The following is a 22,820-nucleotide window of genomic DNA, read 5'->3' on the forward strand; positions in this document are numbered from 1 at the left end:
CAGCGAACCCGCCCGGGGATACCGACGCCATCAGCATGTCCACCCCTGTACGAGGAGCAGATTTGACCGACCTGATCCACTCTTCCGCACCGGCGAAATCCGCTGGTACCAGCTCCGCTCCCGCGCCCGCCGCGAGCCGCGATCCGAACGGGTCGCACGCGCCGCAGCCGGCCGGACGGGTGCGGGTGATCCGCGAAGGGGTGGCGTCCTACCTACCGGACATCGACCCGGAGGAAACCAGCGAATGGCTCGAGTCGTTCGATGAGATGCTCGACCGGGAGGGTCCCGGCCGTGCGCGTTACCTCATGCTCCGTCTGTTGGAGCGGGCCGGTGAACGTCGGGTCGCCATCCCGTCCTTGACCTCCACCGACTACGTCAACACCATTCCCACCGAGAACGAGCCGTGGTTCCCCGGCGACGAGGAGGTGGAGCGCCGCTTCCGCGCCTGGATCCGCTGGAACGCCGCGATCATGGTGCATCGCGCCCAGCGCCCCGGCATCGGCGTCGGCGGCCACATCTCGACCTACGCGTCCTCGGCGGCGCTCTACGAAGTCGGCTTCAACCACTTCTTCCGCGGCAAGGATCATCAGGGCGGCGGCGACTCGATCTTCATCCAGGGCCACGCCTCGCCGGGCATCTACGCCCGCGCGTTCCTCGAGGGCAGGCTGTCGACCGATCAGCTCGACGGGTTCCGTCAGGAGTACAGCAACGGCGGCCCCGGCCACGGGCTGCCGTCCTACCCGCACCCGCGCCTGCTGAACAACTTCTGGGAGTTCCCCACGGTGTCCATGGGCCTGGGCCCGATGAACGCCATCTACCAGGCGCGCTTCAATCACTACCTGCACGATCGCGGTATCAAGGACACCTCCGACCAGCACGTGTGGGCGTTCCTCGGCGACGGCGAGATGGACGAGCCGGAGTCGCGCGGTCTCGCGCACGTCGCTGCCATGGAGGGTCTGGACAACCTGACCTTCGTGGTCAACTGCAATCTGCAGCGCCTGGACGGCCCGGTGCGCGGCAACGGCAAGATCATCCAGGAGCTGGAGTCGTTCTTCCGCGGCGCGGGCTGGAACGTCATCAAGGTGATCTGGGGCCGGGAGTGGGACGCGCTGCTCGGCGCCGACCGCGACGGTGCGCTGGTGAACCTGATGAACAGCACCCCCGACGGTGACTACCAGACCTATAAGGCCAACGACGGCGCGTACGTCCGCGACCACTTCTTCGGGCGTGACCCGCGCACGAAGGCGCTGGTGCAGGACTTGTCCGACCAGGAGATCTGGAACCTCAAGCGCGGCGGCCACGACTACCGCAAGGTGTACGCCGCCTACGCGGCGGCGATGGCGCACAAGGGCCAGCCGACGGTGATCCTGGCCAAGACCATCAAGGGCTACACCCTCGGCAAGCACTTCGAGGGCCGCAACGCCACGCACCAGATGAAGAAGCTGACCCTGCAGGATCTCAAGGACTTCCGCGACCTGCAGCGGATTCCGATCAGCGACGCCGAGTTGGAGAAGGATCCGTACCTGCCGCCGTACTACCACCCCGGTATGGAGGCCCGCGAGGTCCAGTACATGCTCGACCGGCGCAAGGCACTCGGCGGGTTCCTGCCCGAGCGGCGCGCCGCGGCCAAGCCGCTGAAGCTGCCCGGCGACGAGGCCTACCGCTCGGTCCGCAAGGGTTCGGGCAAGCAGAACGTCGCCACCACGATGGCCCTGGTGCGGCTGATGAAGGAGCTGCTGCGGGACAAGGAGATCGGCAAGCGGATCGTCCCGATCATCCCCGACGAGGCCCGCACCTTCGGTATGGACTCGTGGTTCCCTTCGTTGAAGATCTACAACCGCAATGGGCAGTTGTACACATCCGTCGACGCGGAATTGATGCTTGCCTACAAAGAGAGCACCGTCGGGCAGATCCTGCACGAGGGCATCAACGAGGCGGGATCGACGGCGTCGTTCACCGCGGCGGGCACCTCGTACGCCACGCACGGCGAGCCGATGATCCCGCTGTACATCTTCTACTCGATGTTCGGCTTCCAGCGCACCGGCGACGGACTGTGGGCGGCCGCCGACCAGCTCGCGCGCGGGTTCGTGCTCGGCGCGACCGCAGGACGCACCACGCTGACCGGTGAGGGCCTCCAGCACAACGACGGGCACTCGCTGCTGCTGGCCTCGACCAACCCGGCCGTGGTGACCTACGACCCGGCGTTCGCGTTCGAGATCGCCCACATCGTGCGCGACGGCCTGCGCCGCATGTACGGCGGCGGCACCCCGCCGCAGGGCTCCGCGCCGCTGCCCGGCACCCATCCGCACGGCAGCCCGACCGAGTTCGGCGGTGAGGACGTCTTCTACTACATCACCCTCTACAACGAGCCGTACCCGCAGCCGGCCGAGCCGGAGGACCTCGACGTCGCGGGGCTGCTCAAGGGCATCTACCTGTACAAGCGCGGCGGTGAGGGCGCGGTGCGCGCCCAGATCCTGGTCTCCGGCGTCACCGTGCCGGACGGCCTGCGCGCGCAGGCGCTGCTCGCGCAGGAGTGGGGCGTGCAGGCGGACGTGTGGTCGGTCACCTCGTGGGGCGAACTCCGCAAGGAGGCGCTCGACAAGGAGATCGCCGCGCTGCGCGACCCGGGCGCCGAGCCCGGGGTTCCGTACGTCACCGAGGCGCTGTCGCGGGTCGACGGCCCGTACGTGGCCGCGACCGACTGGATGCGCGCGGTGCCCGACCAGGTCCGCAAGTGGGTGCCCGGCGACTTCACCACGCTCGGCACGGACGGTTTCGGCTTCTCCGACACCCGCCCGGCCGCGCGGCGGGTGTTCAACGTCGACGCGCAGTCCATCGTGGTCGCCGCGCTGGCCGGACTCGGCCGGATCGGCAAGCTCGACCCGGCCAAGGCCGCGGAGGCGGCGGCGAAATACGGCATCGCCGACGTGGACGCCGCGCCGAAGGCGGCGGTGAGTTCGGACGAAGACCTCGCATAGCGGAATATTGGATGGTGGACCGTAAACCGCCGCGGCCGCGACGGATCTCCGAGGGCTCTTCCGAGCACGAGGTGTATCTGCCGACGGGCGCGCTCTCCCCGAACCGGCAGACCCGCGACCCCCTTCCGGACACGCTGCTCAAACGCGTGAAGCAGTTCTCCGGCCGCCTCTCCACGGAGGCGGTGGGGTCGATGCAGGATCGGTTGCCGTTCTTCGCCGATCTGGACGCCGCGCAGCGGGCGGGCGTGCAGATGCTGGTGCAGACCGCGGTGGTGAATTTCCTGGAATGGCTCCAGGACCCGGACAGCGACATCCGTTTCAGCCTGGACGCCTTCCAGGTGATCCCGCAGGATCTGGCGCGGCGGTTGACGCTGCGCCAGACCGTGGACATGGTGCGCGTCGCCATGGAGTTCTTCGAGCAGTGGCTGCCCGCGCTCGCGCGCAACGACCGGCAGCTGGTGGCGCTGACCGAGGCGGTGCTGCGTTACGGGCGTGAGCTCGGCTTCGCAGCCGCCTCGGTGTACGCCAGCGCCGCCGAGTCGCGCGGCGCGTGGGACACCCGGTTGGAGGCGCTCGTCGTCGACGCCGTGGTGCGCGGCGACACCGGCCCGGACATGCTCTCCAGGGCCGCGACGCTGAACTGGGACGCCACCGCACCGGCGACGGTGCTGGTGGGCACGCCGCCCGGGGAGCAGGGTGTCTCGTCGGTGGGGGCGGTGCATTCCATCGCGGCGCGGCACGGGCGGGCCGCGCTCGCGGTGGTGCAGGGCACCAGGCTGGTGATGGTGGTCTCCGGGCATCTGGGGGAGACCGCTCAGATCTCACCGTTCCTGGCCGACCTGCTCGCGGAGGTGTTCTCCGATGGTCCGGTGGTGATCGGTCCGACCACCCGCACGCTGGGCGCGGCACACGCCAGCGCGGTGGAAGCGCTGGCCGGGATGGAGGCCGTGGTGGGTTGGCGGGGGGCGCCGCGACCGGTGCACGCGGCGGAATTGCTGCCGGAACGCGCTTTGTTGGGTGATCGAGCTGCGATCGACGCGCTGAACGAGTACCTTGTCCTACCGTTGGCTGCGGCGGGGTCTTCGCTGGCGGACACGCTCGATGCCTATCTGGATTGCGGTGGAGCGGTCGAGACGTGTGCGCGTCAGCTGTACGTCCATCCAAATACGGTTCGGTATCGCCTCAAGCGAATCGCCGAGATCACCGGCCGGGATCCGATGAATCCACGGGACGCGTACGTCCTCCGGATCGCCGCGACAGTGGGTCGTTTGACACGAACCCGTAACGAATCGTCAACTCCTGTCCCAGAAGTCACTTCGATCGCGTTGGGCCCCGAGGGCTTGTAACGCATCGGCGGAATCGGTCGATTCGGACAGCCCACGTGGTCTTTTGTGGAACCCCCACAAAACCGCTTCCGAAGCTTCATCCGCGTCGACATCTCGTGCGGCCCGCCTCACAGTGTTTTCTTAGAGGCGTGATCGCGTTGTTCGCCCCTGGACAGGGCTCTCAGACACCCGGCATGCTCGCGCCTTGGCTCGACCTTCCCGGCGCGAACGAGCGCCTCACGCTGTGGTCCAAGGCTTCCGGCCTGGACCTGGTCCGTCTCGGCACCACCGCGACGGCCGAGGAGATCACCGACACCGCGGTCACCCAGCCGTTGGTGGTCGCCGCCGCGCTACTCGCGTTCGCGGAGATCTCCCAGGACGAGCTGCCCGCCGCTACCATCGTCGCCGGGCATTCGGTCGGTGAACTCGCCGCCGCCGCGGTCGCCGGAGTCATCTCCGCCGACGACGCGGTCCGGTTGGCCGCCATCCGCGGAGCGGAGATGGCCAAGGCGTGCGCACTGGAACCGACCGGTATGTCCGCGGTGCTCGGCGGCGATGAGGCCGCCGTGCTCGAACGGCTCACCGAACTCGACCTCGTCCCGGCCAACCGCAACGCGGTGGGCCAGATCGTGGCCGCGGGTCGGTTGGACGCTCTCGCCGAGCTCGCCGCGAACCCTCCGGAGAAGGCCAGGGTTCGGGCGCTGCCCGTCGCGGGCGCGTTCCACACGGCGTTCATGGCGCCCGCGCAGGATGCTGTGACCGACGCCATAACGAAGATCACGCCGAACGAGCCGACCAGAACCTTGCTCTCGAACTTCGACGGCAAGCCGGTCGCGTCCGGACAGGACGCGATCGACAAGCTCGCCGCGCAGGTCACCCGGCCTGTTCGCTGGGATCTGTGCACCGAGACCGTCCGGCAGGCCGCCGTTTCGGCGGTGGCGGAACTGCCGCCGGCGGGCACCCTCGTCGGCATTGCCAAGAGGGAGCTGAAGGGCACGCCCACGCTGGCCCTGAAGACCCCGCAAGACCTCCCCGCGTTGGCTGAACTGACCGTGTCCGGCTAGCTTTCCTCCGCGACCATGCATCACATGATGCGAGGTCGTGACCGAGAGGCGGTAACTATTACCGCGCTCGATCCGAAAAAAACCAGTAGAGCCCTACAAAGTATCAAGAAGGGAGCCACGAAGTGGCCGCTCTGACCCAGGAACAAATCGTCGAGGAACTCGGCAAGATCATCGAAGAGGTGACCGGCATCGAGCCCTCCGAAGTGACGATCGAGAAGTCCTTCGTCGATGACCTGGACATCGACTCGCTGTCCATGGTCGAGATCGCGGTTCAGACCGAGGACAAGTACGGCGTGAAGATCCCCGACGAGGATCTGGCCAGCCTGAAGACCGTTGGCGACGCCGTCAACTACATCCAGAAGCTCGAGGCCGAGAACGCTGAGGCGGCGGCCGAGCTCAAGGCCAAGTTCGACAACGCCGAGTAGGGCCGAAACTGTGACCACTCCTTCCACCTTGAACGGGAACTTCCCCAACGTCGTCGTAACCAGCCTTGCGGCGACCACGTCGATCGCGGGTGACGTCGATGCGACGTGGAAGGGACTCCTCAACGGCGAGAGCGGCATCGACGTTCTCGAGGATTCCTTCGTCGAGGAATACGACCTTCCGGTCCGCATCGGCGGTCATCTGAAGGTCCGGCCGGACACCCTGCTGACCCGGGTCGAATGTCGGCGCATGGCCTACGTCGAGCAGCTCGCGACCGTGCTCGGTCGCGAGGTCTGGCGGAACGCGGGCAGCCCGGAAGTCGACCCGGAGCGGCTGGGTGTGGCCATCGGCACGGGATTGGGAGGCGGCGACGCCCTCATCGATTCCGTGGACAAGCTGAAGAACGGCGGCTACCGCAAGATTTCGCCGTTGGCTGTGCAGATGGTCATGCCGAACGGCCCCTCGGCCGTTGTCGGCCTCGAATTGAAGGCCAGGGCAGGAGTGGTCACTCCGGTCTCGGCGTGCTCGTCCGGCTCCGAGGCCATCGCCAACGCCTGGCGGATGATCGTCATGGGTGACGCGGACATGGTCGTCACCGGTGGCGTCGAGGGCTTCATCGACGCGGTGCCCATCGCGGCGTTCACCATGATGCGCGCCATGAGCACCCGCAACGAGGACCCGAAGGGCGCCTCGCGTCCCTTCGACAAGGATCGCGACGGCTTCGTCTTCGGCGAGGCGGGCGCGCTGATGGTCATCGAGACCGAGGAGCACGCGAAGGCTCGGGGCGCGACCATCCACGCCCGCCTGCTCGGCGCAGGCATCACCTCCGATGGCTTCCACCTCGTCGCCCCCGACCCGACGGGTGACGGCGCCGCGCGGGCGATGACAAGGGCGATGCAGTCCGCTGGTCTGACCAAGAAGGACATCACGCACATCAACGCGCACGCGACCGCGACGCCGATCGGTGACACCGCCGAGGCGAACGCGATCAACAAAGCCGTGGGCAGCCACGCCTCGGTGTACGCGCCGAAGTCGGCGCTCGGCCACTCGATCGGCGCCGTCGGCGCCCTGGAGTCCGTGCTGACCGTGCTCTCCATCCGCGACGGCATCGTTCCGCCGACGCTGAACCTGGAGAACCAGGACCCGGAGATCGACCTCGACGTGGTGAAGGGCGAAGCCCGACGCCAGGAGATCGAGTACGCGATCAACAATTCCTTCGGATTCGGTGGGCACAACGTAGCGCTCGCCTTCGGTCGGGCATAGCCGCGCGATCGACTGCACAACGATTCCGGCGGGGCCGGCCATCTGACGTGGTCGGCCCCGCCGCGTTTGGCCATACGCAGCCGCGGCAGCGGCGCACTTATCGAGGTCAGGAGACAACGCGATGACAATCATCGCTCCCGCGTTGCATCAGGAGACGACGACCGACCCGCGCGATCCGCTCGGTCGGCTCCAGCGTTTCTTCGATCCCGGCACCATTCTTCCGCTACACCCGCGCGACAAGTCCGGCGTGCTCGCCGCCATCGGCGAGGTGGACGGCGTCCGCACCGTGGCCTACTGCTCCGATGCCACCGTCATGGGCGGCGCGATGGGCGTGGAGGGCTGCAAGCACATCGTCGACGCCATCGACACCGCCATCGACTCCGGTGTCCCCGTGGTCGGCCTGTGGCACTCCGGCGGCGCTCGCCTGGCCGAGGGCGTCGAGGCGCTGCACGCGGTCGGTCTGGTCTTCGAGGCCATGGTCCGCGCGTCCGGCCTGGTCCCGCAGATCTCCGTGGTGCTCGGCTTCGCGGCCGGTGGCGCCGCCTACGGCCCGGCGCTGACCGACATCGTGATCATGGCTCCGGAAGGCCGCGTCTTCGTGACCGGCCCGGACGTGGTGCGCAGCGTGACCGGCGAGCAGGTCGACATGGCCACCCTCGGCGGGCCGGAGACGCACGGTAAGAAGTCCGGCGTCACCCACATCGTGGCCGCCGACGAGTCCGACGCGCTGCACCGCGCTCGCCGCTTGGTGTCGATGTTCGCCGAGCAGGGCGAATTCGACTTGGTCGCGGCCGAGCACGGCGACGTCGACCTGAAGGCGATGCTGCCGGAGTCGGCGAAGCGCGCCTACGACGTGAAGCCGATCATCAACGAGCTGCTCGACAACGTCGACGGCGAGTCGTCGTTCGAGGAATTGCAGGGCGGGTACGCCCGCAGCATCGTCACCGGTCTGGGCCGTCTCGGTGGGCGCACCGTCGGTGTGCTGGCGAACAACCCGATCCGTCTCGGCGGCTGCCTGAACTCCGAGAGCGCGGAGAAAGCGGCGCGTTTCGTGCGGCTGTGCGACGCGTTCGGCATTCCGCTGATCGTGGTCACCGACGTTCCGGGTTACCTGCCCGGCGTCAGCCAGGAGTGGGAAGGCGTCGTCCGGCGCGGCGCGAAGCTGCTGCACGCGTTCGCCGAGGCGCGCGTTCCGCGGGTCACGCTGGTCACCCGGAAGATCTACGGTGGCGCCTACATCGCGATGAATGCCCGCTCGCTCGGCGCGACGGCGGTCTACGCGTGGCCGGGCTCGGAGGTGGCCGTCATGGGCGCCAAGGCCGCGGTCGGCATCCTGCACAAGAAGGCCCTCGCGGCCGCGCCGGAGGAGGAGCGCGAGGCGCTGCACGAGCGGCTCACCGCCGAACACGAGCGCATCGCGGGCGGCGTGGAGCGCGCTATCGCCATCGGTGTCGTCGACCAGGTCATCGACCCGGCGAAGACCCGCAGCATTATCGCGGCGGCGCTCGCCGCGGCCCCGGCCCGCGCCAGCCACCACAAGAACATTCCGCTCTGATCTACGCACCGAAGCGGGCTCCGGTATTCCCGGGGCCCGCTTCGCGTTTTCCGGATTTCGCACCGACGGGCGCGTGCGGCGCGGTGGAGTCGATGGTTTGGTGTGTCGCACGCAGTTCGAGCGGGTGAGGTCGTGAAGTCTCACGGGGCGGGAGCGGCTCGGTGGTCGGTAGCATCGGGAGGTGCGCTACGAAGAACTGGCCGACGTGCCGTGCTCGATCACGCGCCCGCTCGTGATCTTCGGTGATCGCTGGACGCTGCTGATCCTCAAGTCCTGCTTCTCCGGGATCCGGCGGTTCAACGCCTTCCAGAGCGCACTGGGCATCTCGCGCAGCAGGTTGCAGGATCGGCTGGATCGGCTGATCGAGCACGGCATCCTCGTCAAGCAGAAGGCCGCCGTGGGTGCGCACGAGGAGTACCGCCTCACCCCCAAGGGGCACGACATCTACCCGATTCTGCTGGCCATCCGTGATTGGGGCGATGCTTACATGGCGCCGGAAGGGCCTCCGGTGCGTTACGCCCATCAGGAGTGCGCGGGCGAGGCCCACGTCCGGCTCGAATGCGATTCGTGCGGAGCCGAACTCACCGCACGCGATGTCACCCCGAAGCCGGGACCGGGCTTGCTGGGCGTCACCGGCGCCGAGGCGACCGCGGGTAGCGCGCGCTGACGCCCTCGGGTGTCAGTCGGCGAACCAGGTGGCGACTTCGTCGGCGTCGGCCCGGGTGGTGCGGAAGCCGTTGACGGGATGATCGTGGTCCGGATATCCGAAGGAGATTCCGGCGACGACCTTGCGATGCTCCGGGATGCCGAAGTACTCCCGGACGAAAGGGGAGTACGAGGCGAGTGCCGCCTGCGGCGCCGCGCCGAGACCGAGGCTCTGCGCGCCCAGCAGGAAACTGCCGATGTACAGACCGCAGTCCACCGCTCCGTAGACGCCCAGATCGGCTTCGCTGGTCACGATCGCCACATGCGGCGCGTCGAAGAGTTCGAAATTCCGTACGGCCTGCCGCATCGTCTTCTCGTGATCGCCTTTGGCGATGCCGACGCTGTCATACAGTTGCTTTCCGCATTCGCGCCTGCGGTCCCGGTACGCACCGGTGTATTGCGCGGGAAACTCGAAATCCGACGCGGGCGTGGCTGTCGCGATGTGTTCGACCAGTTCCTTCCGGAAACGATCCGTTCCGGCGCCCTCCGTCACCACGACCTGCCATGGCTGGGTGTTGCACCACGACGGCGTTCGCTGGGCCAGCCGCAACAGGGCGCGGATGGTGTCGCGCTCGACGGGCTGCGAGTGGAATTGCCTGCAGGTCCACCGTTCGTCGAGCACTCGGGTCAGGGTTGTGAAGTCGTCGGTCGTCACGGTCATTCCCCCGCCTCCTTTGGCAGTCTTATTTCGAGACCGAACGCTAGCATCGAACGCTCCGACGCGAAAGCCGGGCGCCACGCCGTCGCCGGGCGCAGGGCGAGTCGGCCACGACGCGCGCGGGGCGCAAAAGTGTTGCCCGCGTTGCGGCAACGGGCGCGGTCGCGCCAGGCAGAATCCCGATATGGCGTCCGAAGCTCCCGCCGCGCGGGACCGCAAACGGCACGGCAGGCATTACACGCCGCCCGTGCTGGCGCGGTTCCTGGCGCAACGGCTGCTGCGCCATGCCGAGCCCTCGGACGCGGGCGTCCTGCGTGTGCTCGATCCGGCCTGTGGCGACGGCGAATTGCTGTTCGCCGTGCACGAGGAGGTCGCGGCCCGGTTTCCCGGTGCCCGTCTGGTGTTGACCGGTTACGACCTGGACGCCCGCGCGCTCGCGGTCGCCCGTGAGCGCGCCCGCTCGGCGGGGATCGACGCGCACTGGCACGAGGCGGACTTCCTCGCGGTCGAGGCGCGGCTCGCGGAAGGCTCGTTCGACGCGGTGATCACCAACCCGCCGTATGTGCGCACCCAGCAGTTGGGCGGATCGACCGCGCAGTTGCTGAGCAAGCGGTTCGGTCTGAGCGGGCGGATCGACCTGACCCATCCGTTCGTGGCGACGCTGCCCCGGCTGCTGGCCGCGGGAGGTGTGCTCGGCCTGTTGTGCGCCAACCGATTCCTGACCACCAAGGCCGGCGCGAACATCCGGCGGCTGTTGCTGACCGATCTGGCTCCGGTCGAGCTGTACGACCTGGGGGACACCAAACTGTTCACCGCCGCTGTGTTGCCCGCGATCACCATCGCGCGCCGCGCGAACCACGGCGACGGTTGCCGCTACGTCTCCGCCTACGAGGCCATCGGCGAAACACCAGGTGCGAAGACGCTGTTCGAGGCGCTGCTCGACCCGGGCGGCTCGATCGTCGAGTACAACGGCCGGACCTTCGCCGTCGAGGTCGGCACGTTGGCAACGGGGTCCGGGCCGCCCGGGGCCCTCGGAGCCGGTCGGGGTGGCGATGAGAGTTCGTCGCGTGACGCCGCGCCGGAGGTCACGGCGGAACGAAGGACGCTCCGAGGTGCGGCGCGGGAGCCGGAGGCCGCGTGGCGGATGTCGCACGATGCGATCGATTCCTGGCTGGCGCGGATAGCGGCGGCGACCTGGCGCAGTTTCGGCGAGGTGGCGCGGATTCGGGTCGGCATCAAGACGACCGCCGACCATGTGTTCATCTCCGACCGCTGGGCACAGGCCGACCTGTGTCCCGAGCCCGAACTATTGCTGGAGCTGATCACCCATCACGATCTGGCGCCGTGGCGGGCCACACGCGCCCGGGACGTTCGCGTGCTGTATCCCTACGACCTGGCCTGTGCCCGCCGCACGCCGATCGATCTCGGCGAATACCCCGCCGCCGCCGCGTATCTACGGTCGCATCGTCGCACACTGGCCGGGCGACGCTATGTCGTCGAAAGCGGCCGCGCCTGGTACGAGATTTGGGTGCCGCAGCGCCCGCACCTGTGGCAGCAGCCGAAGCTGGTATTCCCGGACATCAGCGACCGTCCGCGTTTCGCGCTGGACAGCTCGGGCGCGGTGGTCAACGGCGACTGCTACTGGATCTCGCTGCCCGATCTGGCGGCTGCGCCCACGGAGGCGACGCGCTTGGCATACCTGCTGATGGGGGTGGCCAATTCAGCGCTCGGATTGCGGTTCTACGACGTGGTCTGCGGCAATCGGTTGTACTCGGGCAGGCGGCGGTGGATCACCCAATATGTGTCACGGCTGCCGGTGCCCCATCCGGCGGCGGCCCGGTCGGCGGGAGTCATCGATCTGGTGCGCGAGTTCGTGGAGGGCCGGGCGCCGGATGCGGCGGCGCGGGCCGAGCTGGACGAGCGGGTGGCCGCCGCGTTCGGCGTCGGATTGCGCGTATCTCCGCCTTCGCTCCGGCCATGCGCGGGCTGAAGACGGACTGCGTCCGACAGCGCCCATTAAGCGCTGACCCGGACGCCGACCATCGGCAGCAGCGTGCGGCGGGCGAACTCGCGCGCCGCGTTCTGATCGCTGACCGGGATCAGGCCGTCGGGGGTGAGGGCGAGCGACAGCGCCAGCCGGGCCATGATCTCGGCGACCAGATCGGCGTCGAAGTCGTGCGTGCCACCGGCGTTCCGCAGCTCGCGCAGCTTCTCGGCCAGGTAGTCGCGGCCGACGGCGAGGATCGGCCCCGCCTCGGTGGTCAGCCGGGGCAGGATCAGGTCGGGCTCGGTGCGCAGCAGCCTGCGCAGCAGTTCGTTGCCCGCGATGGCGCTGATGAACGCGACGAAGATCTCGACGAGCTGATCGTCGTTGCCCGAGACGGTGCGCACCTGCTTTTCGATCGCGGCGACGAAGCGCTGTGCCTCCCGGACGCTGACCGCCTCGACGAGGTCGTTCTTGGATTCGTAGCGCCGGTACAGCGTGGCCGGGCTGATCCCGGCGCGGCGGGCGATCTCGCCCATGCTGGTCCGCTTGATACCGAAGTCCAGGAATGCCGAGAGTGCGCTTTCCAGGAGCTTTTCGCCGTCGGCGACCGGCTTCTCGAGGATGCGCTGCAACATGGGCGAGAGGGTTGGCATCGGATCTCCAGTAGGTTCGGCGCGGTCGCCGGGCCGTGGCCGGTGGGCGCGGCATCGCGACGGGTGCGGACGGGAACGTTCATTATTTCATTGGGTGGACGCCGCATGACCCGGCATTGCCCGAGGAGCGGCCGGATGGAGTGGGTCGCGCGTCCAGATTCGGCTGACTAGCCTGTGGTCGGTGTCCGGCCGCGACTCCGGCCGGTCCGGAAAGGGGTTGAGCCATGGGGTATTTCGCGAATCGCGTGGTGGCGGTCACCGGCGCGGGTTCGGGCATCGGCCGGGCGCTGGCGGTGGCATTGGCGGGCGCGGGGGCATCGCTGGCGCTGTCGGACAAGTCGGCGGATGCCGTGGCCGAGACGGGGGTGTTGTGCGCGGCCGTGGGCCGGGAGCCGTCGGTGAGCACGGTGGACGTCACCGATCGGGCGGCGGTGTTCGCGTACGCGGAGCGGACCGTCGCCCGGTTCGGGCGGGTCGAAGCACTGTTCAACAACGCGGGCATCCTGCACGTCGGCGGCGTGCTGGAGTCGCCCTTCAGCGACTTCGAACAGGTGATGGCCGTCGACTTCTGGGGTGTGGTCAACGGGACCAAGGCGTTCCTGCCCCATCTGCTGGCCGCCGATCGCGCGCATGTCGTCAATATGTCCTCGGCGTTCGGGCTGGTGGCCGTCGCGCGGCACGCGCCGTACAACGCGGCGAAGTTCGCCGTACGCGGTTTCACCGACTCGCTGCGCCAGGACATGCGTGCGGCGGGCGGCTCGGTGCGGGTCACCGGGGTGTATCCCGGCGGAGTGCTCACCGGGATCGCCCGGTCGGCGAGCGTCGCGCCGGGCGTCGACGCGCAAGCGGTGGTGCGCCGATTCGAGGGACATGTGGCGCGGACCAGCCCGGGAGCGGCTGCGCGGACCATTCTGCGCGGCGCCGCGCGCGGCGAGGCGAAAGTCCTGGTCGGAATCGATGCCATCGCTGTGGACCTGGTCACACGAATGGCGGGGTCGTACCACGAGAAGGTGCTGGACATGGTATTCCGGTCCTGACCGCACGCCGGATGCGCGGTCAGGTACGGGGAGGGCGAAATGACAACCGGCCGAGCATATTACGAGTTACGGTGGACCGCCGATGATGGCGTGCGGGGGCGCGGATGGTGACGAAATGGCTACTGCTGGAGTGCTTTTCGGGCCAGCCGGGGCGAGTGATCGCCGTGGGGTCCGCGCCGAAGGCGTTCGTGCCGCTGAGCAACATCGTGCGCAATCCGCTGTCGCGGGCCGACGCGGAGTCGGCGCTGCGGCGGGCATGCGCCACCGGTGCGCCGGTCGCGTGCGTCTCCGGCGACGGGCGGCGCACGGTGCGGGCCGAGCCGCTGCTCATCGCGCCGGGGCGGGCGCATGCCGTGCGACTGTGGGTGGGCCCGCGGCAAGAGCCGGTCGCGGCGGCCGACCCGATGGGGGCGTGGTACTTCGATCTCACGGCCAACCGCTCGGTGCGCAGTATCGATCTGCTGGACCTGTACGGCGTCGCGCCGGAGAACCGTGCCGCCGAGCTGGCCATCGCGGGCGCGTTCACCCGGCTGGTCGCCAACCGCGACGAGAGCGAGGCGCTGGCCAAGATCGTCAACTCGGCGCCGGGCACCGAGCATCAGGCGGTCTGGACCATCCGGCGCGACGACGACGCTCTACGCGCCGGGCATTTCGCCTGCCGGATCGTCGCCGAGCCGGACGACGCGGGTGAGCCTCATGTGCTGCTGCGCGGGGTGACCCAGGACATCGGCGCGGCCACCGCCGTCTCCGCCGCTCCACCGCCGACGATCCTGGAGTATGCGGTGCTGGAGGCCGCCACCGAACCCGGCGAGTACCGCGCCATCGTCAATCTGCGCTCGTTGCGGCTGATCCGGTGGATCGGGCCGCCCATGCCGGACGTCGCCTGGGCGGATCTCCCTGGGCAACCGAGGCCGCAGATTCATCCGGATGATCTGGCGACCGCGCGAACCATGTCGCGAGATCTGGCGCGGCATCGCACCGAGGGAACGGTGCGCCTGCGCCGGGTCGACGGTGGCTGGCAAACGGTACGGATTCGGGCCCCGTTGATGGCGCTGGATCAGCACACCACGGCCGGACTCGCCACGCTCACCGCGGCATCGTGATCCGCGGTGAGCGTGGCGTCGAAGTCATTGGCGCGGCAGATCCAGCTCGGCCATTTCCTTCTCGATCGCGTTCGCGGCGAAATCCACACCGCGAGAACGTAATTCATGAACCCGGCGCTGGAGTGCCTCGACTCCCCCCGGTTGGGCCGCGATGTCGGCGACGCTGATCCGGCCCTTGGGCCCGTGCACACCCGACTGCACGTACGACACCGTGATACCTCCTGCCTGCACGCTCGCCCACCCATCGACCCGGGTGGGTTCACCACTGCGCTACAAGTCGCACGACAACCGTGTCGACAGGAGAGCCCGGGTCGCCGGGCACGCTGGCTGAATGCTATCAGCGATCTCTAATGGACATTTGATCAGTGTGTCCTGTTTCACACCTCATTCGCCGTGCGATGTTGGGCTGTATTTGCTAGGTAGACAGTCGCATTCAGGCGAATGCGATCTTGCTCCTCGGCGCCGAGTTTCCGGCGCACCTTGCCTGGCACGCCCGCCACGAGCGAACCGGGCGGAATCCGCGCGCCCTCCGGGATCAGCGCGTTGGCCGCGATCAAGCTGCCGGGTCCGACCACCGCGCCGTTGAGGATGGTGGCGCCCATGCCGACGAGCACGTCGTCGCCGATCGTGCACCCGTGCAGGATCGCGTTGTGCCCTACCGAGACCCCCGCGCCGACGGTCAGCGGGAATCCCGGGTCGGCGTGCAGCACGCAGCCGTCCTGGATATTGCTGCGCGCGCCGACCTCGATGGTCTCCAGGTCGCCGCGCAGCACCGCGCTGTACCAGACACTGACCTCGGCGCCGAGCCGGACACGGCCGATCACGGTGGCGTTCGGCGCGATCCACGCGCTCTCATCGATCTCCGGCGCATGCTCGCCCAGCTGAATCCGCATGGCCATGAACTTAGCGGGCTCGGCTGTGCGGCCACCCGCGGCCCGTCCCGGTCAGTTCTGTCCTTGGAAACTGGTGCGGTGTGCGGCGGGGCTGGTGCCGAGGATGCGGTGGAAGTGGTGGCGCAGGCTCACCGCCGTGCCGAATCCGGTGTCGACCGCGATGCGCTCCACGGTGTCGGTGGTGGATTCGAGCAATAGCCGCGCGCGATCGGTGCGCTGGAGCAGCAGCCACTGCTGGGGGCTGGTGCCGGTGCGGTCGCGGAAGCGGCGGGTGAAGGTGCGCCGCGACATGAGCGCGACGCGGGCCCAGCCGTCCAGGTCGACCGGGTCGCCGAGATGGGTGCGCGCCCAGACCATGGCGCGCTCGATCGGATCGTCGTCGGCGGCGTCGGGCACCGCGACGGGGATGTACTGCGCCTGGGAGCCGCTGCGATGCGGGGCGGTGACCAGCGACCTGGCCAGCTCGGTGGCGGCTTTGCTGCCGAGATCGCCGCGGACCAGATGCAGGCAGCAGTCCAGCGCCGCGGCCACCCCGGCGGAGGTCACGACATCGCCCAGATCCGACCACAACGTGTCGGCGCGGACCCGGACCGCGGGGAACGCACGGGCGAGCTCGGCGGCGGAGGCCCAGTGCGTGGTGATCTCGCGGCCGTCGGCCAGTCCGCTGGCGGCCACCGCCCAGGAACCCAGGCACAGCCCGACGATCCTGGCGCCGCCGGCGTGGGCGGTGCGCAGGGCGTCGCGCACGTCGGCGGACAGCGGAGCGCCGAGTCGCCAGCTCGGGATCACGACGGTGTCGGCCCGCGTCAGCGTCTCGAGTCCGTGCCGGACGTGGATGTCGAATCCGGCCGGGGTGCGCACTGTTCCTGGCCGCTCGGCGCACACGTCCACCTGATACGGCGCGGGCCCTTCGACGCCGACCCGGCCGAAGACGAGGCTGGGCACCGACAGATGGAAGGGACTGACTCCGTCGAACGCCAGGACGGCCACCGTACGCATGGCCTGATCTTAACGGTAAGCGGCTCGCGGGCCACTGGCTTGCGGCGGGCGGGCGGGACAAGATCAACGGCATGAGCGAGACGATCGAACGCACCGGCCTGGAACTCCTGCACATCGGCGGTCCCACGGTGCGGTTCCGCTACGCGGGCCGCACCTGGCTGACCGACCCCACCTTCGACGAGCCGGGCGATTACCCGGGGCCCATCACATTGCACAAACTCGTCGGGCCCGCCGTGTCGCGGGAGGAAGTCGGCCCCGTGGACGTCGTATTGCTCTCGCACGACGAACACGCCGACAACCTCGACGACTCCGGCCGGAAGTTGCTGACCACGGTGCCGACCGTGCTGTCCACGCCCGGCGCGGCGACCCGGATCGAAGGAGTGCGCGGGTTGGCGAACTGGGAGACGGTGACGGTGCACGGCGTGCAGGTGACCGGCGTGCCGGCCCTGCACGGTCCCGAGGGCTGCGAGCCGTTCAGCGGCATCGTCACCGGGTTCGTGCTGCGCGCCGAAGGCGAACCGACGGTGTACGTCTCGGGTGACAACGCCTCCGTCGACCTGGTACGGCAGATCGTCGAGCGGATCGGCCGCATCGACATCGCCGTGCTCAACGTGGGCGCCGCGAACGTCGGCCGTTTCGGCGACACCGACGTCACCCTGAACGCGCGCACCGCGCTGGAGGCGGCCGAAGCGCTCGGCGACGCGGTGATCGTGCCCGTCCACGCCGAAGGCTGGGCGCACTTCAGCGAGACGCTCGACCACCTGGGCCGTGTCTTCCGCTACGGCGGCCGCATCGAGCAGTTGCGGATACCGCCGCTGGGACGCACCACCACCGTGTGAGACGGGTCGTCCGAACTCAGCTGGGCAACGTGCCGAGAAACTCAGCCGGCGCGCGCGGCTCGGGTGGTCGCCGTGCGCGTTCGGCGCGTCGGTCGTGGCGTCGGCCCCGCGCCGGGGCCACGATGGCGGTATGAGGATCGGAGTTCCACAGGAGGTCAAGGATCAAGAGTTCCGGGTAGCCCTGACTCCGGCGGGCGCCGGGGAACTGACCGGGCACGGACACGACGTGCTGGTGCAGGCGGGCGCGGGCGTCGGATCGGGATTTCCCGACGCCGACTACGCCGCGGTGGGGGCCCGCCTGGTCCCCGACGCCGACCAGGTGTGGCGGGAAGCCGACCTGGTGTTGAAGGTGAAGGAGCCGATCGCGCAGGAGTATCAGCGGATGCGCCGTGGGCAGGTGTTGTTCACCTTCCTGCACTTGGCGGCGTCGCGCGAATGCACCGACGCCGTGTTGCGCTCGGGCATCACCGCCATCGCCTACGAGATGGTGCGCGCCGCCGACGGGTCGCTACCCCTGCTGGCTCCGATGAGCGAGATCGCGGGCAAGCTCGGCGCCCAGGTCGGCGCGTATCACCTGATGGCGCCGCTCGGTGGCGCCGGACTGCTGCCCGGCGGCGTCCCCGGCGTGCGCCCGGCGGAAGTGGTGGTGCTCGGCGGCGGCGTCGCGGGGTCGAACGCGGCCGCGGTCGCCGTCGGCATGGGGGCGCGCGTCAGCGTGCTGGACACCAACCTGCATCGGTTGCGCGAACTCGACGCTCGCTTCGACGGGCGGATCGCCACCGTCGCGTCGAACGCCACGGAGGTCCGGCGCGCGGTGTTGTCGGCGGATCTGGTGATCGGCGCGGTGCTGGTTCCCGGCGCGCGTGCGCCGGAGCTGGTCTCCGATGAGCTCGTCGGCGGTATGCGCCCCGGCGCGGTGCTGGTGGACATCTCCATCGATCAGGGCGGCTGCTTCGCCTCGGCACACCCGACGACGCACGCGAATCCGACCTTCCGGGTGGCGGATTCGCTGTTCTACTGCGTCGCCAACATGCCGGGCGCGGTGCCGCACACCTCGACCATCGCGCTCACCAACGCGACCCTGCCCTACGTGCGGGCGATCGCCGAACTCGGCTGGCAGGAGGCATGCGCGCGGCACCCCGATCTCGCGCACGGGCTCACCGCGGACGCCGGGCGGCTGCTGTCGGCCGAAGTCGCGGCCGCGCACGGGTACTCGCGGCCGCTCGGCGTCGCGGGCTGACTACTCCCGCTCGGTGCGGCTTCCGCCCAGGTGCCAGTCGGGCTCACCGGTGGTGGGCAGGTCGCGCAACTTGTCGGGGTTGCGGACCACGTCGATCGCGACGATGCGACCGTCGTCGACGGTGAAGGAGAAGACGCCCGTGTGGGTGCCGTCGAAGACCACCAGTCCGGGCTGGCCGTTGACCAGCACCGCGCGGCCCCAGCCGCCCGCCACTTGGTACCAGCCGAGCAGCAACTTGGCCACGAGTTCGGCGCCGTGCACGGGCTGCCGGATCGCGGGCACCTTGCCGCCGCCGTCGGCGGTCAGGCTGACGTTCGTGTCGAGGACGCCCAGCAGGGCGCCGAGGTCGCCGGAACGCCACGCCAGCGCGAAGGCCGACACCACCTTCTTCTGCTCGTCGGGGGAGGCGGGAAAGCGCGGGGTGCCCTCCTCGACGTGTTTGCGTGCGCGGGAAGCCAGCTGGCGGACGGCGGCCGGGGTGCGGCCGACCACTTCGGCGACTTCGGGGCCGCTCATGCCGAAGATGTCCTGGAGTACGAACGCGGTGCGCTCGGCGGGCGACAGCGACTCGAGCACGACCAGCAGCGCGGTGGTGACCCGCTCGTCCTGGGTGATCCGGTCGGCGGGGTCGTCCCAGCTGGTCACCTCCGGCTCCGGCAGCCATTCGCCCACATACTGTTCGCGGCGCACGCGGGCGGAGCCGAGGTGGTCGAGGGCGAGCCTGCCGGTGACGGTGGACAGCCAGGCCCGCAAGTTGTCGATCTCACCGGCGGCGCCGCTCTCGTACTGCCGCTGCAACCGCAGCCAAGCCTCCTGCACGACGTCGTCGGCGTCGCTGAGACTGCCCAAGGTGCTGTAGGCGAGCCTGCGCAGATACGGGCGGTGCTCCTCGAACCGCCGAGCCAGCTCGGCCTGGTCGAGGTGCTCGGGGGAAGGCTGCTCGGAAGTCACGTGTTCGCCGTTCGTCGTTCGGCCCCTGCCGGAGCGAGTCTATGGATGCGTCACCAGACCGACGACGTAGGGGCGCGGAGTGTGACACGGGCGGCCGTGCGGGCAGGCCTGCGCCCGCCCGATAGTGTCGCCGGGTGCAGAAGGGGACCTCCACCGCGCTCGGGTTGCTGCTCGGATTCGCGCTCGATCGAGCGTTCGGCGATCCGCGGCGGTGGCACCCGGTGGCCGGATTCGGTTCGGCCGTGGCGGCTTTGGAGTCGGTGACCTATGCCGACCGGCGTGGGGCCGGGCTGGTGCACGAGGCGCTGGCCGTCGGCGCGGTGGTCGGACTCGGCGTGGCCGTGCGCCGCGGCGGCGTGGTCGCGACCGCCGCCGCGACCTGGACCGTGCTGGGGGGCCGGAGTCTGGCCCGAACCGGTCGCCGGATGGCCGATCGCCTGGCGGCGGGCGATCTCGACGGCGCCCGCGCGCTGCTGCCCTCGCTGTGCGGCCGCGACCCGCAGGCGCTCGACGCGGACGGTCTCGCCCGCGCGGCCCTGGAGTCCATCGCCGAGAACACCTCCGATGCGGCCGTCGCCCCGGTGGTGTGGGGAGCGGTGGCGGGCGTTCCGGGTTTGCTCGGATATCGCGCGGTCAACACGCTGGACGCGATGATCGGCTACCGCAACGAGCGCTACCGACGCTTCGGCTGGGCCGCCGCGCGCGTCGACGACGTGGCCAACCTGATCCCGGCGCGCGTCACCGGTTTGCTCACAGCCGTGCTCGCACCCTCGATCGGCGGAACGCCCGCTGCCGCCCTTGCCGCGTGGCGCCGGGACGCCGCCGGGCATCCCAGCCCCAACGCGGGTGTGGTCGAAGCGTCGATGGCCGGGGCGCTGGGCGTCCGGTTGGGTGGTCGCACCGAGTACCCGCACGGTGTGGAGATGCGCCCGGTGCTCGGTGACGGCCCAGCTCCGACCGTGCACGACTTGCGCCGCGCCGTACGCCTTTCGGAGGCTGTGCAACTCACCGCCACCGTGATCGCCGCCGCGGTGGCCGCGATCAGGCGTTGAGCCGTCCGCCGCACCGGGCAACCGCGAACGACGGGAGTCCGCGGGCGGTCGGCCCGCGCACCGGCGGCCGCAGCCGCTCGCGATCGCCGGGCGATGACGGTCATCGGCCGCAGCGTCGGCGCCGCGCGGAACCTCCGATCGGCTGGTGTAGGGGCGCTGATCGTGCGAATCCGGATTATCCCGGCTCGGATAGGGTCGGCGGGTGCGAATCGGGCTCATGACCATCGTGGTGGCGGAGTACGACGCCGCGATCGACTTCTTCGTCGACTCGTTGGGATTCGAACTGATCGAGGACTCAGCGGCTCGCACGAATGACGGCCGCCCGAAACGGTGGGTTGTCGTGCGGCCACCCGGCGCCGAAACCGGCATATTGCTGGCCCGCGCCGACGGTGCGCGGCAAGCCGCGGTGATCGGACATCAGGTCGCGGGCCGCGTCGGATTCTTCTTGCAGGTCGATGACTTTCGGTCGGCGTACGACCGAATGGTCTCGCGCGGTGTCGAGTTCGTCGGCGCGCCACGGAGCGAGCCATACGGGCAGGTGGCGGTCTTCCTGGACATCGCTGGGAACCGGTGGGATCTGCTCGGCCCGGCTCAGCCGTAGTGCGAATCGTCCGTCGTCGCGTCGCAAGTCCGGCCGCGACCATGCCGGGATCAACCGCGGCCGCGGCCGTAGCGGTCGGCGAGGCGCGCTTGCGTGGTCGGTGCGGCGGGCACGCTGGGAGCCGTCGACGGAGCCTGCTCGGACCCGGCCGGTTCGGTGCCTGACGTGGTCTCGGGCGATTCTGCGGCGGAGCTCTTTTCTTTCCTTCGTTCCCGGATCTCGGCGTAAATGAAATAGCCGAGGCCGAGGGGAGCCATGATGCCGAAGGCCAGCCATTGCAGGCCATAGGACAAATAGGGTCCCGCATCGAGCTGGGGGAGCGGCGTCGGAGTGAACGCGCCCGGTTGGTTTTCACTCAGTTGCAGGTAGCCGCCGCGCTCGCCGCCGGTCGGAACGGCGGTCAGGGACTGTCGCAGGACCGCCGTCTCCTGGGTGGTGTCGATGGAGTACACCTGGCGATAGCCGTCCTGGACGCTCGGGTCCTTGCCGGGCGTGACCCCTTCGGACATCCGGACCCTGGCCTCGATGCGCTGTGGCCCGGCGGGGGGCTCGGGGATCTGCGGCGGGCGCGTGCCGTCGACCGCCGCCACCAGCCCGCGGTCGACGAGCAGCACGCGCCCGTCGTCCAACCGGAACGTCGCGAGCACCGCGTACCCCGGAGCGCCGTCGAGATGGCGCAGCCGCACCAGCGCCGTCGAGTCCGGCACATAACTGCCGGAGGCGGTGACACGCCGCCACTCGGTGTGCTCGCTCCCCGCGCCGGAGAGCACGGTCGTGACATCGATGGGCTCGGCCTTCACCGAGTCGGCGATCAACTGGTTGCGGTGCGACGTCGCGGTGTTCTTGCCGAGTTGCCACGGCGCGAGCACGGTGAAGCACAGGTAGGCGAACGCGGCGACCAGCACCGCCAGGATCAGCCAGCTGGGGCGAAGCAGGAAGGTCAGTCTGCGCATCAGGATCGCTCGTCGGAGACGAGGCGCGGGTCGGGCGGTTCGGCGGCGGCCAGTTCGGCGCGCACCCAGTCGAGCAGGCCGGGGACGGCGGCCTCGATCTGCGCGCGCACGAGTTCGAAGTCCGCCGTGTCGCCGTAGTAGGGATCGGCCACGTCCTGACCGTCGGCGTCCGGGTCGAAGGCGCGCAGCAACCGCAGCCGCTCGGCCGGGATGCCCAGGCGGGCGAGGTCGCGCTGGTGCGAGCTGTCCAGCGCGATCACCAGGTCCGCGTCACTGTGCTCGGCGCCGAACGCCGCGGCGACGTGGCCGGTCGGGTACCCGTATTTGCGCAGGGTCGCGCTGGTGCGCGGGTCGGCGTCGTCGCCCACGTGCCACGAACCGGTGCCCGCGCTGCTCACCCGCACCCGATTGGCCAGGCCGGCCCGGTACAGGTGGGAGGCGAAGATCTTCTCCGCCATCGGAGAGCGGCAGATGTTGCCGGTACAGACGAACGAGACGTGCAGCTGGCCCACGCCTGCCATTCTGGCCGGTCCCGCTCCGG

The 22,820-nt window shown here is 69.6% G+C and carries 22 protein-coding genes; 14 read left to right on the forward strand and 8 right to left on the reverse strand.

Translation table 11 applies throughout. The features are described from left to right. Positions 1-185 precede the first annotated feature (185 nt). From aceE to ABZ824_RS21980, 7 genes are all read left to right on the forward strand, one after another. Positions 186-2,978, forward strand: a complete 2,793-nt coding sequence (gene aceE, locus ABZ824_RS21950; protein WP_355072986.1) for a pyruvate dehydrogenase (acetyl-transferring), homodimeric type — start codon at positions 186-188, stop codon at positions 2,976-2,978. An 11-nt stretch (positions 2,979-2,989) separates the two neighbouring features. Further along, complete coding sequence (locus ABZ824_RS21955) at positions 2,990-4,324, forward strand: helix-turn-helix domain-containing protein (RefSeq protein WP_355072743.1); 1,335 nt, start codon at positions 2,990-2,992, stop codon at positions 4,322-4,324. A 128-nt stretch (positions 4,325-4,452) separates the two neighbouring features. Further along, complete coding sequence (locus tag ABZ824_RS21960; RefSeq protein ID WP_355072745.1) at positions 4,453-5,367, forward strand: ACP S-malonyltransferase; 915 nt, start codon at positions 4,453-4,455, stop codon at positions 5,365-5,367. A gap of 122 nt (positions 5,368-5,489) precedes the next feature. Further along, entirely contained in the window at positions 5,490-5,792 is a 303-nt protein-coding gene (acpM, locus tag ABZ824_RS21965) for a meromycolate extension acyl carrier protein AcpM (RefSeq protein ID WP_039796877.1), read from the forward strand. A 10-nt stretch (positions 5,793-5,802) separates the two neighbouring features. Then, on the forward strand, positions 5,803-7,053 hold the full coding sequence (locus ABZ824_RS21970; RefSeq protein WP_355072747.1) for a KasA/KasB family beta-ketoacyl-ACP synthase: 1,251 nt from the start codon (positions 5,803-5,805) through the stop codon (positions 7,051-7,053). Between the two features lie 121 nt (positions 7,054-7,174). After that, positions 7,175-8,608: a carboxyl transferase domain-containing protein gene (locus tag ABZ824_RS21975; RefSeq protein WP_356965045.1), complete on the forward strand. Its 1,434-nt coding sequence runs from the start codon at positions 7,175-7,177 to the stop codon at positions 8,606-8,608. Between the two features lie 181 nt (positions 8,609-8,789). Continuing rightward, positions 8,790-9,275 carry a helix-turn-helix domain-containing protein gene (locus ABZ824_RS21980; RefSeq protein ID WP_356965046.1) on the forward strand — a complete coding sequence of 162 codons (486 nt, stop codon included), beginning with the start codon at positions 8,790-8,792 and terminating at the stop codon, positions 9,273-9,275. Positions 9,276-9,287: 12 nt separating this feature from the next. On the opposite strand, the gene ABZ824_RS21985 is transcribed toward ABZ824_RS21980, so the two are convergent. Further along, positions 9,288-9,974: a nitroreductase gene (locus ABZ824_RS21985; protein WP_356965047.1), complete on the reverse strand. Its 687-nt coding sequence runs from the start codon at positions 9,972-9,974 to the stop codon at positions 9,288-9,290. Between the two features lie 181 nt (positions 9,975-10,155). Between ABZ824_RS21985 and ABZ824_RS21990 the strand changes: the two genes are divergently transcribed. Then, positions 10,156-11,961, forward strand: a complete 1,806-nt coding sequence (locus tag ABZ824_RS21990) for an N-6 DNA methylase (RefSeq protein ID WP_356965048.1) — start codon at positions 10,156-10,158, stop codon at positions 11,959-11,961. 26 nt (positions 11,962-11,987) lie between these two features. On the opposite strand, the gene ABZ824_RS21995 is transcribed toward ABZ824_RS21990, so the two are convergent. After that, positions 11,988-12,611, reverse strand: coding sequence for a TetR/AcrR family transcriptional regulator (locus tag ABZ824_RS21995; RefSeq protein WP_355072755.1), 624 nt, complete (start codon positions 12,609-12,611; stop codon positions 11,988-11,990). 224 nt (positions 12,612-12,835) lie between these two features. On the opposite strand from ABZ824_RS21995, the gene ABZ824_RS22000 reads away from it, so the two are divergent. Both ABZ824_RS22000 and ABZ824_RS22005 read left to right on the forward strand, forming a co-directional pair. Beyond that, positions 12,836-13,648 carry an SDR family NAD(P)-dependent oxidoreductase gene (locus ABZ824_RS22000; RefSeq protein ID WP_356965049.1) on the forward strand — a complete coding sequence of 271 codons (813 nt, stop codon included), beginning with the start codon at positions 12,836-12,838 and terminating at the stop codon, positions 13,646-13,648. A 104-nt stretch (positions 13,649-13,752) separates the two neighbouring features. Further along, positions 13,753-14,751, forward strand: coding sequence for a GAF domain-containing protein (locus ABZ824_RS22005; RefSeq protein WP_356965050.1), 999 nt, complete (start codon positions 13,753-13,755; stop codon positions 14,749-14,751). Positions 14,752-14,775: 24 nt separating this feature from the next. On the opposite strand, the gene ABZ824_RS22010 is transcribed toward ABZ824_RS22005, so the two are convergent. From ABZ824_RS22010 to ABZ824_RS22020, 3 genes are all read right to left on the reverse strand, one after another. Continuing rightward, positions 14,776-14,961 carry a hypothetical protein gene (locus ABZ824_RS22010; RefSeq protein ID WP_039803648.1) on the reverse strand — a complete coding sequence of 62 codons (186 nt, stop codon included), beginning with the start codon at positions 14,959-14,961 and terminating at the stop codon, positions 14,776-14,778. Positions 14,962-15,128: 167 nt separating this feature from the next. After that, entirely contained in the window at positions 15,129-15,644 is a 516-nt protein-coding gene (locus tag ABZ824_RS22015) for a gamma carbonic anhydrase family protein (protein ID WP_356965051.1), read from the reverse strand. Positions 15,645-15,695: 51 nt separating this feature from the next. Beyond that, a complete protein-coding gene (locus ABZ824_RS22020; RefSeq protein WP_355072762.1) occupies positions 15,696-16,643 on the reverse strand; it encodes a helix-turn-helix domain-containing protein in 948 nt (315 codons plus the stop codon). A gap of 71 nt (positions 16,644-16,714) precedes the next feature. Between ABZ824_RS22020 and ABZ824_RS22025 the strand changes: the two genes are divergently transcribed. Next, positions 16,715-17,482, forward strand: a complete 768-nt coding sequence (locus ABZ824_RS22025; protein WP_356965053.1) for an MBL fold metallo-hydrolase — start codon at positions 16,715-16,717, stop codon at positions 17,480-17,482. Positions 17,483-17,612: 130 nt separating this feature from the next. Further along, entirely contained in the window at positions 17,613-18,722 is a 1,110-nt protein-coding gene (ald, locus tag ABZ824_RS22030; RefSeq protein WP_356965054.1) for an alanine dehydrogenase, read from the forward strand. On the opposite strand, the gene sigJ is transcribed toward ald, so the two are convergent. After that, positions 18,723-19,673 (reverse strand): RNA polymerase sigma factor SigJ, encoded by a 951-nt coding sequence (sigJ, locus tag ABZ824_RS22035; RefSeq protein ID WP_356965056.1) that lies wholly within the window; start codon positions 19,671-19,673, stop codon positions 18,723-18,725. A 134-nt stretch (positions 19,674-19,807) separates the two neighbouring features. On the opposite strand from sigJ, the gene ABZ824_RS22040 reads away from it, so the two are divergent. Both ABZ824_RS22040 and ABZ824_RS22045 read left to right on the forward strand, forming a co-directional pair. Further along, positions 19,808-20,725: a cobalamin biosynthesis protein gene (locus ABZ824_RS22040; protein ID WP_356965057.1), complete on the forward strand. Its 918-nt coding sequence runs from the start codon at positions 19,808-19,810 to the stop codon at positions 20,723-20,725. A gap of 202 nt (positions 20,726-20,927) precedes the next feature. Then, complete coding sequence (locus tag ABZ824_RS22045) at positions 20,928-21,326, forward strand: VOC family protein (RefSeq protein ID WP_356965058.1); 399 nt, start codon at positions 20,928-20,930, stop codon at positions 21,324-21,326. A gap of 50 nt (positions 21,327-21,376) precedes the next feature. On the opposite strand, the gene ABZ824_RS22050 is transcribed toward ABZ824_RS22045, so the two are convergent. Both ABZ824_RS22050 and ABZ824_RS22055 read right to left on the reverse strand, forming a co-directional pair. Then, complete coding sequence (locus ABZ824_RS22050; RefSeq protein WP_356965060.1) at positions 21,377-22,279, reverse strand: SURF1 family protein; 903 nt, start codon at positions 22,277-22,279, stop codon at positions 21,377-21,379. After that, positions 22,279-22,800 carry a low molecular weight protein-tyrosine-phosphatase gene (locus ABZ824_RS22055; protein ID WP_355072774.1) on the reverse strand — a complete coding sequence of 174 codons (522 nt, stop codon included), beginning with the start codon at positions 22,798-22,800 and terminating at the stop codon, positions 22,279-22,281. Before ABZ824_RS22055 ends, ABZ824_RS22050 begins: the two co-directional genes overlap by 1 nt. Between the last annotated feature and the right edge of the window lie 20 nt (positions 22,801-22,820).

This window comes from Nocardia sp. NPDC047038 (assembly GCF_040644075.1).
Lineage (GTDB): Bacteria > Actinomycetota > Actinomycetes > Mycobacteriales > Mycobacteriaceae > Nocardia > Nocardia sichangensis.

Bases quoted from the DNA above. Each gene is read 5' to 3' on its own strand.
- ABZ824_RS22005 (WP_356965050.1), top strand. From the start codon at position 13,753: ATGGTGACGAAATGGCTACTGCTGGAGTGCTTTTCGGGCCAGCCGGGG.
- ABZ824_RS21995 (WP_355072755.1), bottom strand. From the start codon at position 12,611: ATGCCAACCCTCTCGCCCATGTTGCAGCGCATCCTCGAGAAGCCGGTC.
- ABZ824_RS21955 (WP_355072743.1), top strand. From the start codon at position 2,990: ATGGTGGACCGTAAACCGCCGCGGCCGCGACGGATCTCCGAGGGCTCT.
- ABZ824_RS22050 (WP_356965060.1), bottom strand. From the start codon at position 22,279: ATGCGCAGACTGACCTTCCTGCTTCGCCCCAGCTGGCTGATCCTGGCG.
- ABZ824_RS21990 (WP_356965048.1), top strand. From the start codon at position 10,156: ATGGCGTCCGAAGCTCCCGCCGCGCGGGACCGCAAACGGCACGGCAGG.
- ABZ824_RS22000 (WP_356965049.1), top strand. From the start codon at position 12,836: ATGGGGTATTTCGCGAATCGCGTGGTGGCGGTCACCGGCGCGGGTTCG.
- ABZ824_RS22015 (WP_356965051.1), bottom strand. From the start codon at position 15,644: ATGCGGATTCAGCTGGGCGAGCATGCGCCGGAGATCGATGAGAGCGCG.
- ABZ824_RS22020 (WP_355072762.1), bottom strand. From the start codon at position 16,643: ATGCGTACGGTGGCCGTCCTGGCGTTCGACGGAGTCAGTCCCTTCCAT.
- ABZ824_RS22055 (WP_355072774.1), bottom strand. From the start codon at position 22,800: ATGGCAGGCGTGGGCCAGCTGCACGTCTCGTTCGTCTGTACCGGCAAC.
- ald (WP_356965054.1), top strand. From the start codon at position 17,613: ATGAGGATCGGAGTTCCACAGGAGGTCAAGGATCAAGAGTTCCGGGTA.
- ABZ824_RS21975 (WP_356965045.1), top strand. From the start codon at position 7,175: ATGACAATCATCGCTCCCGCGTTGCATCAGGAGACGACGACCGACCCG.
- ABZ824_RS22025 (WP_356965053.1), top strand. From the start codon at position 16,715: ATGAGCGAGACGATCGAACGCACCGGCCTGGAACTCCTGCACATCGGC.
- ABZ824_RS21985 (WP_356965047.1), bottom strand. From the start codon at position 9,974: ATGACCGTGACGACCGACGACTTCACAACCCTGACCCGAGTGCTCGAC.